We start from the raw sequence: 14184 nt of genomic DNA on the forward strand, positions 1-14184 counted from the left end.
TAGCCACGGTCTCGCCGCGGGCCGCGGTCAATAGGTTCGGCTGTATCCGGAGACGGTTTCCGTATTGTCGTCATCGGTCACGGACCCGCCGACGCTCTGTCCGATGCTCGCCAGAATCCCCAGCACGAGAATCACCCACAGCAGGATTCGCCCACCCTGCGACACCAGCAGTGGCCGGGTGGGGGAGGCGGCGGCATATTGCTGAGGCGCGGCGGCCGTCGGTGCGGGCCCATCACCGAAGATCTGCTTCAAATAGGTCGGCGTGAGCATGTACCAATAGGATTCGGTGCGCAGCTGAATGCGCAGCACCGCCGCGGTGGCCTCGAACAAGGCGCCCGGCATACGCCCGGTGATCAGCACGATCAGCCACACCACGAAGCCGATCACCATCCAGCCGGAGGCGAAGAAGCTGGAGAGCACGAGAATCGGCAGCGCCAGGAAGAAGCGGAACAGCACCGCCATCCGATTCAGCGGCGTCGGAGCCGGAAACCACACGCGCACCGGATAATCCACGCCCGCATCCAGTTTGAACGGCGGGTAGGCATCCACCAGCAGCATGAGATATCCGGTGACCCGGGCGTTGTAGGCCACGTACTGGCGCAGGAAATCCCCCGCCCATTGCGGCAGTGCGCCCGTGAACAATGCCCCGAACCATCCGATGATCGCCACCACCGCGGCCGCGATTCCCAACGCCCACAGCACGATCAACTGCGGAATGGCCAGAATCAAGCGCAGCAGTACGGTCCAGCGCCGTTGCTGCTGTGGCGGAAAAACATCGAGTTCGACGGTGGGTTCCTGAATGGGCTGCCAGCTCGTGGAACTGTCCATGACGACACACTCGCCTTCTGGTCCGGAATGACAGGTGACGCTTCAGGCGCCAGCGTCGCATACCGGCGCGCTATACCATGTCCGTTTCGGGCGTGTCTTGGAAGAAAGACAACGATTGGAACACGCCCCCGTTTGCGATTCGATTGCCGTGGCATCTCTTTCGAGTACAGCAGCCGGGCCGATTCCGCCGGCTGGTGTCGGAAGGACCGCGATGTGGCAGGCACAGCAATACCTCAGCGCACTACCCGATACGGCAACGCGCATCGCTGGATCACGCTGGGCCGCACTCGTCGTCACCGGCATGGTCGCGGCGGCGGTGGTCGCCGGATCCGTCACCGGCTTCCCGCCGTGGTGGCAACTCACCGTCTACGGCTCGGCCGCCCTGATCAGCGTGCTGATGCTGTTCCTGCTCCAGCACACCGCCAATCGCAGCAATAATGCCGTGCTGGCCAAACTCGATGAACTGCTGCGCGCCACCACCGGTGCCCGCGAAGAGTTCATCCAATTGGAGGACCGGCAGCTGCACGAGCAGGAGAGGCTGCACGACCACCTGATGAATCCGCCCACCGAGCTTCGATGACGGGTGGCGTCCTCACCGTGCCCCATATCCAGGAGCCGATCAGGATTTGCGGGCTACCCCGCAATAGCACGAGACCTTGGCGTCGAAGGCGGGGGTGAACTCGGCGGTGTCCCCGGTGCGCCAACGGTGTGGCGGGACGATGCCGGGCTCGACCAGGTCCAGGCCGTCGAACCAGCCGACCACTTCGTCGCGGGTGCGGACCTGGGCGGGCAGGTTGCGGACGCGATAGACCTCTTGGGCGCGCAGCACGCACTCCGGCGCGAAATCGGCTGTGATGGTGCAGATTGCGAGGTAGGAGCCGGGGGCGAGCGCATCCAGAAAGGTCGACAGGATGTCGGGGACGCTGGCCTCGACGAAGTGCAGCAGCGCGATCATGCTCAAGCCGACGGGCTGGCTCAGGTCGAGGAACTCGGAGAGTTCCGGCGGCTTCAGAATCGAATTCGGTTCTGTGACATCGCCGTAGATGTAGGTGGTCGCGCCGAGGGCGGTGCCCGCCATCAGCGCGCGGGCATGCGCCAGCACCACCGGATCGTTGTCGACGTAGACCACGCGCGCGTCCGGAGCGACCTGCTGGGCGACCTGGTGCAGGTTGGGCTCGGCCGGAATGCCGGTGCCGATGTCGAGGAACTGCCGGACCCCGGCCTCGGCCAGGAACCGGGTGCTGCGCTGCATGAACTGCCGATTGACCCGCGCGGCGACCCGAATATCGGGCCATACCTTCAGGATTTCCTCCGCGGCCTGTAGATCGGCCTCGTAATTGTCCTTGCCGCCGAGGAAGTAGTCGTACACGCGAGAGGTGTGGGGCTGACTCGCCGTGAGATCCGTGTCCATCCCATCACCGCTTCGATCGCCTGAAGAGCACATGAGTATTGGCACAGGGTAGTCCTGCGCCCTCGGGTACCGGGAGGTTTCGTAGAGAGTGGTACATGCCGAAGGCTCGGCGCCGGTGGTTCGTGGTCGATTCGGCCGTTGTGTCGATTTTCCTCCGGGAGAAACCGGGAAAGCGTCCTGTTCCGCGCGGCGCGGGGGATCATTGGCAGGGTGCCGCCGATCAACAGTCGCGTCGCCCCCGTCACCGCCGATCTCGCGGAGCTGTACCGAGACCTGCATGCCCATCCGGAACTCTCCTTCGCCGAGCATCGCACCGCGGCGCTGGTGGCCCGGCACGCGAAGGCGCTGGGCTACGAGGTCACCGAGGGGGTCGGCAGGACCGGTGTGGTGGCCCGGCTGGCGAACGGGCCCGGTCCGTTGATCCTGCTGCGCGCGGATATGGACGCGCTGCCGGTCCGCGAACAGACCGGCCTGCCGTACGCCTCGGTCGCCACCGATCCGGAGAGCGGGCAGCCGCTCATGCACGCCTGCGGACACGATATGCACACGGCCTGCCTGCTCGGCACGCTCGAGCGGCTCGCGGCGGTCCGGGATCGATGGTCCGGAACGGTACTGGGTGTGTTCCAGCCCGCCGAGGAGATCGGCGCCGGCGCGCAGGCCATGGTCGACGACGGCTTGTTCGAGCGGTTCGGAAAGCCGGAAGTCGTACTGGCACAGCATGTCCTGCCGATCGCCGTGGGCACCGTGGCGACCCGCGCGGGCGCGATCCTCGCGGCGAACGACAGTCTGCTGATCACCCTGCACGGCCGCGGCGGGCACGGTTCGCGCCCCGAGACCACGGTCGATCCGATCGTGCTGGCCGCGGCCACCGTGCTGCGTTTGCAGACCATCGTGTCTCGTGAGATCGCCAGCACGGAGCAGGCGGTCGTCACGGTGGGCACCCTGCACGCGGGCACGAAGGAGAACATCATCGCCGATGAGGCGCAGCTCGGTGTCAGCGTCCGCACGTACTCGACCGACGTGCGAGTCCGGGTGCTCGCGGCGGTGCGGCGGATCGTGCGCGCGGAGGCGGAGGCCGCGGGTGCGGACCGGGCGCCGACGATCGAAGAGCTGACCCGGCTACCCATCACCGTGAACGATGCTGTCGCACTGGGCAAGACCCGCGCCGCGCTGTGCGCCGCGCTCGGCTCCGAGCGGGTGCTGGAGATGGGCGCGTTCCCCGCCAGCGAGGATGTCGGGGTGCTGGCCGAGGCCGCGGGCGCACCGCTGTCGTTCTGGTTCTTCGGCGGTGCGGATCCCGCGAAAGTCGCGGCGGCACAACGGCGGGGCACCGTCGAGGCCGATATCCCGATGAACCACTCGCCGCACTTCGCGCCGCTCGCCGAACCGGCTCTCAGCTGCGGTGTCACGGCTTTCACCGCGGCCGCCATGGCCTGGCTCGACGCCGATGCGTCGAGGTGACCGAACCAGCCGTATTCGGCCAATTCAATCGAATTTGGGATAGCTAATCCTCCGCAATCAGACTCGGCGGTGGGCGCTCCGGGCGAATCTGGGACGTAATTGCCGGTCTTCGGCCTGGTTTCGGCGGATTCACGCCACGCCGCAGGGTTTCCGCAATCGACCCGCGACTCCTCAGTTGGCTAATATCTAGCAATCGACCTCGTGGTCACTCACACTCAGTGAACGAACCTCCGGAAAGGATCCTTGCCTTGTCGGCAACTGGCGGATCTCGCATGTCTATCGCACGACGTGATATCCGTAACCTCGAACATGATGTGCGCTGGCATGTTTCAGCGTTCCGGATACCGCCGCGCGGTACCGGTTACTCGGACGAGGTGAGCCGGTTACGGGAACTGCGCGCCCGGATCCTCTACGACCGCGGCCGGCGACCGGAGTTCCGCGACGCGCGCGGCGCACACGTCGACGACCAGGAATTGGATTACGGTGCTTGGCATTTCATTGCCCGCCGGCATCCCGCAGGCCCCGTGCTGGGCTACATCCGGCTGTCGACTCCGGAGACGGGTGAACTGTTCCAGTCACGCGCGCACCTGGGCGAGGAGCGATACCGGCAGTTGCTCGCCGCCGAGGGGGCCGGGATCGCCGACACCTACGAACACAGCCGGCTGGTGGTCGAGCATCGGGCGCGCAAACTCGGACTGGGCGTGTATCTGAACGCGCTCGCGGTCGGCGCGGCGCACCACCTCGGAGCCAAGCTCATGATCGGAACCTCCGGCACCAAGGACGGCCAAGACCGGTTCCACGGGCGCTTCGGATTCCATCCGGTCCCCGGAACTCGTTGCTACGTCGAGCGATACACCGAGGACGTGGTGATCCTGCTGCACCGCACCGCCGAAGGGGCGGGCGAATACACCGAACTCGTGGCCACCCTGCGCGACCGCTTCCCCGCGCTGGCGCAGGGCGATCCCGCCTCCCTGCTGTCCGCGGTACCCGAGAATCCGCCCGCGCCCGCGGCTCTCACCACGGCCGGTATTCCCGATCGCGAAGCGTGGCAGCCGGTGCTGCTCGAGCCCGTACACGCCGCCGACTACGCGGCACTGACCGCGCTGCTCGAATCGGATCAGGTCACCGAGGTGCACGACACCATCGACACCCAGCTGGCCGAGCTGATCGGTTGCCGTGAACCGCAACTGCGCCACACCGGTGCGGAACTCGAGCGAAAGATAGAAGAGCAGCTGGCCGGTGTAGAGCCGTGGGCCTACGGCAGCTGGTTCTGGTATCCCTGGTCCGGCCGCCTGGTTCATGTGCTGCCGCGCGAGGAGTTCCGGCTCGTCCGCGCCGACCGCAATCGCGGGAAAATCCAACGCCCGCAACAACGCTCGCTGCGTGAGCACCGCATCGGCATCATCGGCCTCTCGGTCGGCAACAGCGCCGCCGTCACCCTGGCGCTGGAGGGCGTGGGCGGTGCGTTCCGCCTCGCCGACTTCGACGAATTGAGCCTGTCGAACATGAACCGGCTGCGAGCGGGCGTGCACGAGGTGGGCCTGGGCAAGGCGGTGTTGTGCGCGCGCCAGATGTACGAGATCGACCCCTACCTGGACATCGAGATCATCCCGGCCGGGCTCACCGACGAGACCATGACCGAGTTCTTCCAGGGCGACGACACCCCGATCGATCTGCTGGTCGAAGAGTGCGACACCCCTTACGTCAAGGTCGCCGCCCGCGAATACGCACGCGCGCTGGGCATTCCGGTCATCATGGACTGCAACGATCGCGGCATGCTCGACATCGAGCGCTTCGACCTCGAACCCGATCGGCCCCTGTTGCACGGCCGCATCGGTGACCTGCGCGCCGATGACTTGCGCGAGCTCACCGCCCAAGCGAAAGCCGACCTCATCCTCGCGATGGTCGACGCCGACCGCATCAGCCCCGAACTCGCCGCCTCCTTCGGTGAAATCGGCCGAACCTTGAGCAGCTGGCCGCAACTCGCCTCCGACGTAGCGCTCGGCGGGGCGCTCGTCACCGCCGCCGCCCGCCGCATCCTGCTCGGCGCCCCCTGCGACTCCGGCCGCTTCTACGTCGACCTCGACCTCCTGATCAGCCCCGAACACAACACCGCCACCACCTCCGACGAGGTCCGCGCATGAGCCCCACCTGCGCGGCGATCGAGCAGCCGCATCCCGCATCTCTCCGGTCGACGCTCGCCCGCCCGCTGCCGGTAACGGTCTCGGGCTCGAGCATCCACCTGCCCGCCACCATCGTCACCAATGCCGAACTCACCGAAACACTGGACACCTCGGCCGAGTGGATCGTCAGCCGCACCGGCATCCGCGAACGCCGCCGCCTCGCACCGGATTTGGCGGTCTCGGACATGTGCGCCGCGGTAGCCCCCTCGGCACTCGCCGACGCCGGAATCGCCCCCGCCGAACTCGACGCCGTCATCGTCGCGACCTACACCTACGACCAACCCCTCCCCTCCACCGCGCTGATGGTCAAGGAACGCATCGGCGCCGACCGCGCCCTTCCGATCGACATCACCCAGGCCGCCTGCGCGAACGCCCTGCAAGCGATCCTGCTCGCCGCCCACCTGCTGAAGGTCTCAGCCCGCGCCGTGCTGGTCATCGCGGCCGACTGCGCCTCCCGCATCACCGACCCCCGCAATCGGACCACCGGCGTCTTCTTCGGCGACGCCGCAGCCGCCATCGTCCTGACCCGCACCGAAACCCCTGGCGCCGGAATGCTGTCCTGGGACTTCGGATCCCAACTGTCACACAGCGTGGAGGTCAGAGCAGGCGGCTCCCGGATGCCGACCACCGATCTGACCGTCGCCGCCCGCGAGCACTACCTCCGTATGGACGGCCGAGCGGTCTGGGAAACAGCCACAACCCAACTGCCGCACAGCATCCGCACCGCCGCCGCCCACGCCGGCCTGACCGTCACCGACATCGACCACTTCTTCCTCCACCAGGCCAACCTGAACATCCTCACGGCCGCCATGACCGAACTCGACGTCCCGATGCACCGTGCACCCATCACCCTCGACAAACTCGGCAACACCGGTTCCGCCGGCGTCCTCACCGCCCTTCACCAAGCCCGCACCGAACACCGCCTCCACCCCGGCGACACCTTCCTCCTCTCCGCCATCGGAGCCGGATTCCAATGGGGGACACTCTGTTTCCGTCACTGATTGGATCAGCGCCTGGTCGCGTGCCTATGCGGGACCAGGCGTCCAGGAAGGAAACGAGGGGTTATGTGGTGCGGCGGACCCACACCCAGGTGCCTGCGATGGCGGCGACCAGCATGGGTTTGTTGAGGACGAGTGCGAGGGTTCCGAGTAGGACCACGTTGTTGGCGAGGTAGACCGGGCCCATGATCAGGATGTGGGCCAGGCAGAAGATCATCCAGGCTGCGGTTACTCGGCGGTGCAGGCGAATTCGGGACGCCGGGGCCGGGTGGGTGGCGGGTTCGGCGCGGGTTCGGCGGCAGATGGGGAGGGTGAGGGGTGTGGGCGTGAACAAGCTGGCGCCGAAGACGAGTGTCAGGACCGTGTACAGGATCAGTGGCGGTAGGAAGAAGTCGCGGCCTTCTCCGGTGGTCGCGGCCATGGCGGAGAACACCAGCACCAGGACGGTCGAGGCGGCGACCACTTTCGGGCGGTCGCCGTGGCGCAGGCGCAGGCCCGCGACGGTCAGCGCGGCCAGGATCGCGACGAGGATGCCGGTGAGAACGCCGTGCAGTTGGTAGCCGGCGATATAGCCGAGAACGGGTGCGGCGCCGTCGATCAGGTGGCGGGCGCCGCCCATATCGCGTAACTGGGCGCGCAGTTCGGCCGCGCCGGAAGATGTCCGGCGGGGTGGATCGTTCTCGGATGTGAGCGGATTGTTCACGGGGTCAGCGCCTTCGGTGAGCCGGATGGGGTGGAGTCAGTCGACGGCCGGCGGCGGCGTTTCGCCGGGGGTGCCGACCGTGGCGGCCGTGGCCGGGCCTCCGAAGCGTTCGACCAGTGCGGACTGGTCGGCTTTGGCTCGCTTGTCGACCGACTCGGCGGTATCGGGAGTCAGCACGGCGGCCAATTCGGCGGTGAGGTCGGCGACCACCGCCGTGTAGCCGGGGTCGGCCGCCAAATCCGTCCGCTGATCGGGATCTGTTGCCAGGTCGTACAACTCGGGCTCGAACCCGACGTAGTGATGCAGGACGAAACGGCCTTTGCGGACCAGATATGCCGCGCTCGGCGCACCCATGGCGTGGTATTCGCTGAAAACCACGCGCTCGGTGTCGGCATCCGCGGCCGCCAGTTCCAGCAGCGATCGTCCCGGCCGCTGTGGGCTCGCGGTCGATTCGACCCCGGCCGCATCGAGGATGGTCGGGTACAGGTCCACCAGGCTCGCGGGAGTCTCGCATACTGAGCCCGCCGCGATTCCCGGACCGGCCACGATGAGCGGCACACCGGCCGATTCGGTGTACATCAACGATTTACCCCACAGCCCGCGGCTGCCCACCATGTCGCCGTGGTCGCTGGTGTACACCACCAGCGTGTTCTCGGCCTGTCCGCTGGCCTCGAGGGCGTCCAGAATGCGACCGAGATTGTGGTCCAGGTAGCTGACCAGCCCGTAATACGCCGCCGCCGCGCGCCGCCGCTCCTGTTCGGTGTTGGAGTCGTCGAGTCCGGGCAGCACATCGGCGAAGGTTTGCACCCAGGGATGGCGAGCGTGACCGTGCTCGGGGCGCATCGTCGGTACCGGCATCCGGTCGGGGTCGTACATCTCGAAGAATCGCGGCGGCGCGAGGTAGGGGAAGTGCGGGGCCAGCAATCCGGCATAGAGCACCCAGGGCTCACTCCGGTTGGCCGGATCGGTCAGCCAGGCACAGGTGCGGTCGGTGACCGCGGCGTCGTAGCGGGTGTAGTCGGAGTCGGCGCCGCCGGAGATACTGACCATCAGCGGCGCGTTGTCCCGCCGCGGCAGCGGATCACGCACCGAACCCCACACCTGGCCGATGCCATCCTTGAGATGCATCGGCAACTGCTGCCGGTCGAAGCCGGTCGGATCGGAAGCGTTGCGGTAGTGCAGCTTTCCGATCGATTCCACCCGGCGCCCCGCCCGCTGCAATTCGTGACCCCAGCTCGGCACCGCGCCGTCGTACCCCATGGCGTTGTCCCAGTACCCCGTCTGATGGGGATACAGGCCGGTGGCGACCGAGGCGCGGGAAGGCACGCAGATGGGGCTGGCGCAGTAGGCGGCGTCGAAGCGGGTCCCGCGCGCGGCGAGAGCATCCATGTTCGGGGTGTGCACGAGCGAATTCCCGGCGGCACCAAGGATTTTGGGATTGTGCTGATCGGACATGACGATCAGCACGTTCATCGGCTGTTCGGACACGGGGTGAGGTCCCTTCGGAGTGTTTCGGGTGGTATCGGTCAGCGGGCGACGCGGAATCCGGTGTTGCCGCTGGTGGATTCGGGAGAGTTGTGGATGCGGGCGGCGACGCGATAGCGATTGCAGTAGCTGTCGTGGCACAGGTACGACCCGCCGCGCAGCACTCGGGTCCGGTCGTCCGCTCGCCCGCGAGAGTCGATCACCGGATCGCCGGAATGGTCGGTGCGCCACGCGTCGGCGCACCATTCCCAGACGTTGCCGACCATGTTGTAGAGGCCGAACCCGTTCGGCGCGAATGCATTCACGGGTGCGGTGCTGCGGTAGCCGTCCTCGGCGGTGTTATGGGTCGGGAAGCGCCCGCGAAAGATGTTGCAGCGGTGCACACCATCGGGTGCGAGCTCATCGCCCCATGGATAGCGAGCCTGATCCAGGCCGCCGCGCGCGGCGAACTCCCATTCGGCTTCGGTCGGCAGCCGGGCGCCCGCCCACCGACAGTAGGCCCGGGCGTCATGCCAGGACACATGCACGACGGGGTGATCGCCGCGCCCGGTCACGTCACTGCCGGGTCCCTCCGGCGTCGACCAGCCCGCCCCCGGGACCGCGCACCACCACGGGGTGTGTTCGGGCCGGCGAGCACCGCGCCGCAGCGCGGCAGGCAGCAGCCCGGCGAACACATAGGACCAGCCGAAGTGCTCGGCATCACTGACATATCCGGTGGCGGAGACGAATTCGGCGAACTGCTCATTGGTGACCGCATATGGCGCGATCTCGAACGCGCCGACCACCATCGGCCGTACCGGTCCCTCGCCGTCGTCGCGGTAGCTCTCCGGCGCTTCGCTGCCCATACGGAACCGCCCGCCGGGCAAGGTCACCAGCCGCGTGCTCAGGCCCGTCTCGTCCTTTGGTGTCCTCGCGAGGGTGAGCGGCGCAGATCGGCCCGGCCGCTCGGACGGATTCCATCCATCGGTCGAAGCATGTTGTGGCGCACAGCAATTCATAGAACTATTCCGATCATCACGGTGGCCGCGGAGCAGGTGACGGCGGCCGCGACCACCGCGACGACAGCCCCGATGGGTCGCGGTCGGCGCGCCCGCAACGCCCGATCTCGCAATCGGCAGGCAGCCGCGACAACGACGAGCACCCCGGCCGCCGCCGTGGTGATCGGCGCGGTAGGTCCGGCCGCCCTCGCGTGCGCGAGAACCGCGACGGCGACCGCCGCCGAGAGCGCGGTACGCCGCCATGCCAACGCGGTGCGCTCCACGGCCAGCCCGGTGTCGGGTCCCCACGTATCGACCCGGGTCATGACACCAGTACCGCGGCGCCCGTAGCGAGCACGACGCCGGTGACGCCCACGGCCAGCGTGGGAACCAGAGCCGAAGCCGGGAGCTGATCGCCGCGCCGCATCGCTGCTTCCACGCGCCGCCATTGCCCGTGAGCCGCGGTCGCGATCACGAGAGCCAGACCCACACAGCCCATGGCCAGCACCCGGCGCACACCCGGCCCCGAGAACTGTTCGGCGAGGGCCTGCACAGCGACCCCACCGGCCAGCAGGCCGAGCGCGGTGCGGATCCAAGCCAGAAACGTGCGCTCGTTGGCCAGGCTGAACCGGTAGTCCAGCGGCTCGTCGTCGTGCTCGGTTGACATGTTCAGGTGCCTTCGTAATCGGGTCCATTCGGCTAGTTACTAGTCATCATGCACATAATTAGACACTCTGTCTAGAAACGCTCAGAGAAGTCTTAGGCTCTGCTGACGAGCACTTGCGCGCGGTTGAGCAGCGGCCAGCGCTGAGCGCCTCCGATACGGCTGTGTGACAGGGACTTTCACTGCCGGGCTGTCCGGCCGACCAATAGCCGCCGTGTCATTGCACGCCGCGCCTGGAACGGCGGCGGCGACTCACGGCAGCAAACCGAGAAGAATATGAGCGATCACCCGCAGCGCGGAGCGCTCAGGACGATCCTCGTCCTGCTGCTCGCGCCGGCGGTCCGAGGGGGCTCACCGCGTGCGAAATCGGCCCCCGCGACCGCCCACCGCTCAGGCCGGCGGTTCGCCCTCGAACCCCGCCGCCCAATACCGCCCACGCAGCGAAAGCGTGCGCAACGTATCCGCCACCTGTTCCAAAGGCAGTGGCGGCGGATCGGTTTCGAGCCACCATTGCAGCACCGAAATCTGCTCGCCCACCCACGCGCGGGCGACGAGCGCGGGATCGAGCTTGGGCGTCACGCCCAAATTCGCGGCGCGGGCCGCGAAAGCAGCTGCCGCGGCAGCGGTCCGCTCCTCGGTGAACCGCCGCAGCGCCCGGCCGTCCCCTTCACCCCGCAGTATCACGCGATAGGTATCCCGCTCCTCGAGCGCATGCCGGAAGACCTCCAGCACCGGCTTACCCGTGAAGCCCACCCCATCCAGATCCGCCAGCGGCTCCAAACGAGCGTTCAGCTCGGCGATCACATCCCCCACGACACTGTCGAGCAGCGCGTCCTTATCCGCGAAGTGTGTATAAAACGTCGCCCGGCCCAAATCCGCACGCTCGGTGATGTCTTCGACGGTGACATTCGCGTACCCCCGCTCCACGGACAGCGAAACGAGCGCGTCACGCAGTGCGCGCCGGGTGCGGCGGACACGACGATCTTCCGGGGGCACGGCGCACCTTTCTTGGTGTAGCACGGGTCGGCCCGAGCATAACCAGCTTCAGACAGCATCGCTGGTAGTAGACATGGTATCCACGAATGAACGTTCCGCCGATTCCCGGCCATCCAAGGACACTGCCTCGCCTGCCGAAACCCGGCCGCAGCCGCAGCCGTCACAAGCGTTATGGCCAATGAGCAGCATCGATTCCGGCGCGCAGGAAATCGACTCCTTTCCGACCCACTATCGTTTCAGATCTCTGGGCGGGTTGTCTGCCGAATGCGTCGGATCGATACGCACCCGGCGCAAAACTTCTGTGAGCCCGCGCGACACAGGGCGGTGCGCGAGCACGGCGGGCACGACGATCAGCCGGTCGACCTCCTTATGTCCGCATCTCCTATTTCTCGGGCGCGGAACCGAACCAGGCAGGGTGGAAGCGTCCACACGGGGCGGTCTCGCGGACAAATCATCGGCGCAAGCGCGCCGCGCGTCCGATTGTCGGGTGTCGTGTAACCAGCGGGGTGATCGCGCAAGTTCAAAAGGAGACTTCAATGAGGTGGAAAATCCGTCGCCGGAGCGTATTGGTCGCGGGTGCGCTTGCCGTGACCGTATTCGTCTCGAGTTGTGCCAACGACGGTCACGACCACTTCGGAGCGAACCGGACCCCGGCCGAGGCGCCGGCGCAGGGAACAGCCGCGGAGATTCAGCGCGATATCGCCGCCGTCTGGCCGCAGATCAAGACGCTCTGGCCCGGAGCGGATTACAGCGATTACGCATTGATCCTCTTTACCGGAGAGGGTGGAAAGGTCATCACCATCGACCGGACGGTTGACGTCACGGCGGATGACCTCGCGCGAGAGAACGTGCGGAAACCCTCGCAGGGCTACGGCAAAGCGTCGTGGCAGGGGCACAATGCCATTGTCATGATCGAATCTGATTGGGCCGATATGGCGAAGGCGACGGGCGTTCAGGCTTCCCGCCTGATATCGCTGGTCGCGACGCACGAGGCCTTCCATTTCTTCGCACAACAGCTCGGTGACAAGGATCGGGCTTGGCCTTCGCTCCGTTCGTCCGCCGGGACGGAAGCGCGGGGCACGCTCCTTCCCGTTGTGGATGAACCGCGAGTGCTGCGGGCGTCCCTCGTTCGTGAATTACGACAGGCCTGGCTCGAACCCGCCGAACGTGACCAGCGACTGGCCGCGGCCGCGTATTGGAACGAGCAATGGAAAGCGCGCTATCCCGATGAGGTGGCCGCGGCCAGGGAAACAGATATCACCGAGGGCACAGCACGCTATATCGAGGCCGCCGCGGAACTGCTGATGCCCACCGCCGACGATCCGGCCGAATATCGCGCGCAAGTCGCCGACGGGGCTTTCCCCATGCCTCCGAAGTATTTCGCTCTCGACTCGGAGAGCTATTCCATCGGCAGTGCCGCCGGGCTCATCCTGCAGCAGCAAAACCGCCGAGACTGGCAGCAGATGATTGCCCAATCCGGCATCGCACCGGTCGACGTGCTGCTCGACGGCGTGACACCGGTTCCGCAACAAGCAGATCCGGAGCTGGTCGCCGCGGTCACCCGGTCCGGTGACGAAAAGCGGAAGATCGTCGATCAGACCGTTGCCCCGCTGCTGACCGCGTACGAGGACAACACCGCGCCTTTCCTGCTGCTACCGGCCGAAGCCCGGGGCACCTACAGTCCAGGCAGATTCTTTATCGATATCGCCGAGAAACCGCGGCAGGTCTACAGCGGAATGAACGCCGAATACAAGACCGCGTCAGGAACAGTCGCGGTGAAGAACGCGCCCGCATTCACCACCGAATTCGATGGCCATAACTACGATCTCTACCTGCTCGCCCCCGAATTCGGCTCGCAACAGAACGGTACCCTGACCCTCGACGGAGAGCATTTGTCGGGCACCGTCACCGTCGAGGAACGATCCAGTGCGGGAAGACGATTCCTGATCGCCAAGTGATACCGGGCCGGCGCGCCGCGCCGGGCTTCGGCGAGGACTACCGGGCGTCAGCGGAGTCGGCCTTCAGTAGCAATTCGGTGAGGGCGATGCGCGCGCGACTACGACCAGTTGGCCAACCTGAGCGATTCAACGATCGTCTAATAATCGGGGGCGCAGAGGCAGTGCTCCGAGAGGCCGAACAAGATGCGGCCGACACTGCGGGTGAAATTAGCTTTCCGCGCTTTGGCTTGCTACTCAGCTGATCGCCGAGTCTGGCTTTCCGATGAGCGTCCTTGCGCGGCTCTCCGCTGTCGCGCGGGCCGATGTCGGCCATCAGACGAATAATCGCGGTGTCGCGCCGCGCCTCGAAATCCGTGCCCTCACACTCTTTCAGCAGCTTGCGGAGGTCCTCGATAGGGGGAACCGGGATGGGTTTCTCCGGCACATGCGGGGGTGTCATCTTGTCGAAGGGGTTGTCGACGAGGATGCCCTCCGTCTCCAGGTAACGGCGGAACTGTTGCAGGCTGCGGTACTGCCGGTG

At 66.6% G+C, this 14184-nt stretch carries 13 protein-coding genes; 5 read left to right on the forward strand and 8 right to left on the reverse strand.

The features are described 5' to 3' along the window. Positions 1–27: 27 nt before the first annotated feature. The gene (locus NI1_RS32515; RefSeq protein WP_067828750.1) at positions 28–828 is read right to left on the reverse strand and encodes a DUF4389 domain-containing protein; all 801 of its coding nucleotides are present in this window, start codon (positions 826–828) and stop codon (positions 28–30) included. A 211-nt stretch (positions 829–1039) separates the two neighbouring features. On the opposite strand from NI1_RS32515, the gene NI1_RS32520 reads away from it, so the two are divergent. Next, the gene (locus NI1_RS32520; RefSeq protein WP_084524099.1) at positions 1040–1408 is read left to right on the forward strand and encodes a low affinity iron permease family protein; all 369 of its coding nucleotides are present in this window, start codon (positions 1040–1042) and stop codon (positions 1406–1408) included. A 39-nt stretch (positions 1409–1447) separates the two neighbouring features. On the opposite strand, the gene NI1_RS32525 is transcribed toward NI1_RS32520, so the two are convergent. Further along, complete coding sequence (locus NI1_RS32525) at positions 1448–2239, reverse strand: SAM-dependent methyltransferase (RefSeq protein WP_157535455.1); 792 nt, start codon at positions 2237–2239, stop codon at positions 1448–1450. 210 nt (positions 2240–2449) lie between these two features. Between NI1_RS32525 and NI1_RS32530 the strand changes: the two genes are divergently transcribed. The 3 genes from NI1_RS32530 to NI1_RS32540 all read left to right on the forward strand — a co-directional run bounded on the left by NI1_RS32530 (position 2450) and on the right by NI1_RS32540 (position 6884). After that, positions 2450–3700 carry an amidohydrolase gene (locus NI1_RS32530; protein WP_174564542.1) on the forward strand — a complete coding sequence of 417 codons (1251 nt, stop codon included), beginning with the start codon at positions 2450–2452 and terminating at the stop codon, positions 3698–3700. A gap of 272 nt (positions 3701–3972) precedes the next feature. Next, positions 3973–5844 (forward strand): ThiF family adenylyltransferase, encoded by a 1872-nt coding sequence (locus NI1_RS32535; RefSeq protein WP_084524100.1) that lies wholly within the window; start codon positions 3973–3975, stop codon positions 5842–5844. Further along, positions 5841–6884 (forward strand): 3-oxoacyl-ACP synthase III family protein, encoded by a 1044-nt coding sequence (locus NI1_RS32540; RefSeq protein WP_084524101.1) that lies wholly within the window; start codon positions 5841–5843, stop codon positions 6882–6884. The genes NI1_RS32535 and NI1_RS32540 overlap by 4 nt, the downstream gene beginning before the upstream one ends. Positions 6885–6945: 61 nt before the next feature. Here the strand turns inward: NI1_RS32540 and NI1_RS32545 are convergent, their stop codons facing one another. The 6 genes from NI1_RS32545 to NI1_RS32570 form a co-directional block, all read right to left on the reverse strand. Then, the gene (locus NI1_RS32545) at positions 6946–7584 is read right to left on the reverse strand and encodes a DUF3159 domain-containing protein (RefSeq protein WP_067828757.1); all 639 of its coding nucleotides are present in this window, start codon (positions 7582–7584) and stop codon (positions 6946–6948) included. 36 nt (positions 7585–7620) lie between these two features. Next, on the reverse strand, positions 7621–9072 hold the full coding sequence (locus NI1_RS32550; RefSeq protein WP_067828759.1) for a sulfatase-like hydrolase/transferase: 1452 nt from the start codon (positions 9070–9072) through the stop codon (positions 7621–7623). A gap of 38 nt (positions 9073–9110) precedes the next feature. Beyond that, positions 9111–10067, reverse strand: a complete 957-nt coding sequence (locus NI1_RS32555; protein WP_084524102.1) for a formylglycine-generating enzyme family protein — start codon at positions 10065–10067, stop codon at positions 9111–9113. Continuing rightward, positions 10064–10372, reverse strand: coding sequence for a DUF202 domain-containing protein (locus tag NI1_RS32560; protein ID WP_067828762.1), 309 nt, complete (start codon positions 10370–10372; stop codon positions 10064–10066). The genes NI1_RS32555 and NI1_RS32560 overlap by 4 nt, the downstream gene beginning before the upstream one ends. Then, positions 10369–10713: a YidH family protein gene (locus NI1_RS32565; RefSeq protein WP_067828765.1), complete on the reverse strand. Its 345-nt coding sequence runs from the start codon at positions 10711–10713 to the stop codon at positions 10369–10371. The genes NI1_RS32560 and NI1_RS32565 overlap by 4 nt, the downstream gene beginning before the upstream one ends. 387 nt (positions 10714–11100) lie before the next feature. Then, positions 11101–11706: a TetR/AcrR family transcriptional regulator gene (locus NI1_RS32570; protein ID WP_067828768.1), complete on the reverse strand. Its 606-nt coding sequence runs from the start codon at positions 11704–11706 to the stop codon at positions 11101–11103. Positions 11707–12242: 536 nt separating this feature from the next. Here NI1_RS32570 and NI1_RS32575 point away from each other — a divergent pair. Next, a complete protein-coding gene (locus NI1_RS32575; protein ID WP_157535456.1) occupies positions 12243–13664 on the forward strand; it encodes a hypothetical protein in 1422 nt (473 codons plus the stop codon). Positions 13665–14184 lie beyond the last annotated feature (520 nt).

This window comes from Nocardia inohanensis NBRC 100128, assembly GCF_001612945.1.
Classification (GTDB): domain Bacteria; phylum Actinomycetota; class Actinomycetes; order Mycobacteriales; family Mycobacteriaceae; genus Nocardia; species Nocardia inohanensis.

Coding starts and splice junctions, on each gene's coding strand:
- NI1_RS32520 (WP_084524099.1), top strand. CDS start 1,040: ATGTGGCAGGCACAGCAATACCTCAGCGCACTACCCGATACGGCAACG.
- NI1_RS32575 (WP_157535456.1), top strand. CDS start 12,243: ATGAGGTGGAAAATCCGTCGCCGGAGCGTATTGGTCGCGGGTGCGCTT.
- NI1_RS32565 (WP_067828765.1), bottom strand. CDS start 10,713: ATGTCAACCGAGCACGACGACGAGCCGCTGGACTACCGGTTCAGCCTG.
- NI1_RS32540 (WP_084524101.1), top strand. CDS start 5,841: ATGAGCCCCACCTGCGCGGCGATCGAGCAGCCGCATCCCGCATCTCTC.
- NI1_RS32555 (WP_084524102.1), bottom strand. CDS start 10,067: ATGAATTGCTGTGCGCCACAACATGCTTCGACCGATGGATGGAATCCG.
- NI1_RS32535 (WP_084524100.1), top strand. CDS start 3,973: ATGTCTATCGCACGACGTGATATCCGTAACCTCGAACATGATGTGCGC.
- NI1_RS32525 (WP_157535455.1), bottom strand. CDS start 2,239: ATGGACACGGATCTCACGGCGAGTCAGCCCCACACCTCTCGCGTGTAC.
- NI1_RS32515 (WP_067828750.1), bottom strand. CDS start 828: ATGGACAGTTCCACGAGCTGGCAGCCCATTCAGGAACCCACCGTCGAA.
- NI1_RS32560 (WP_067828762.1), bottom strand. CDS start 10,372: ATGACCCGGGTCGATACGTGGGGACCCGACACCGGGCTGGCCGTGGAG.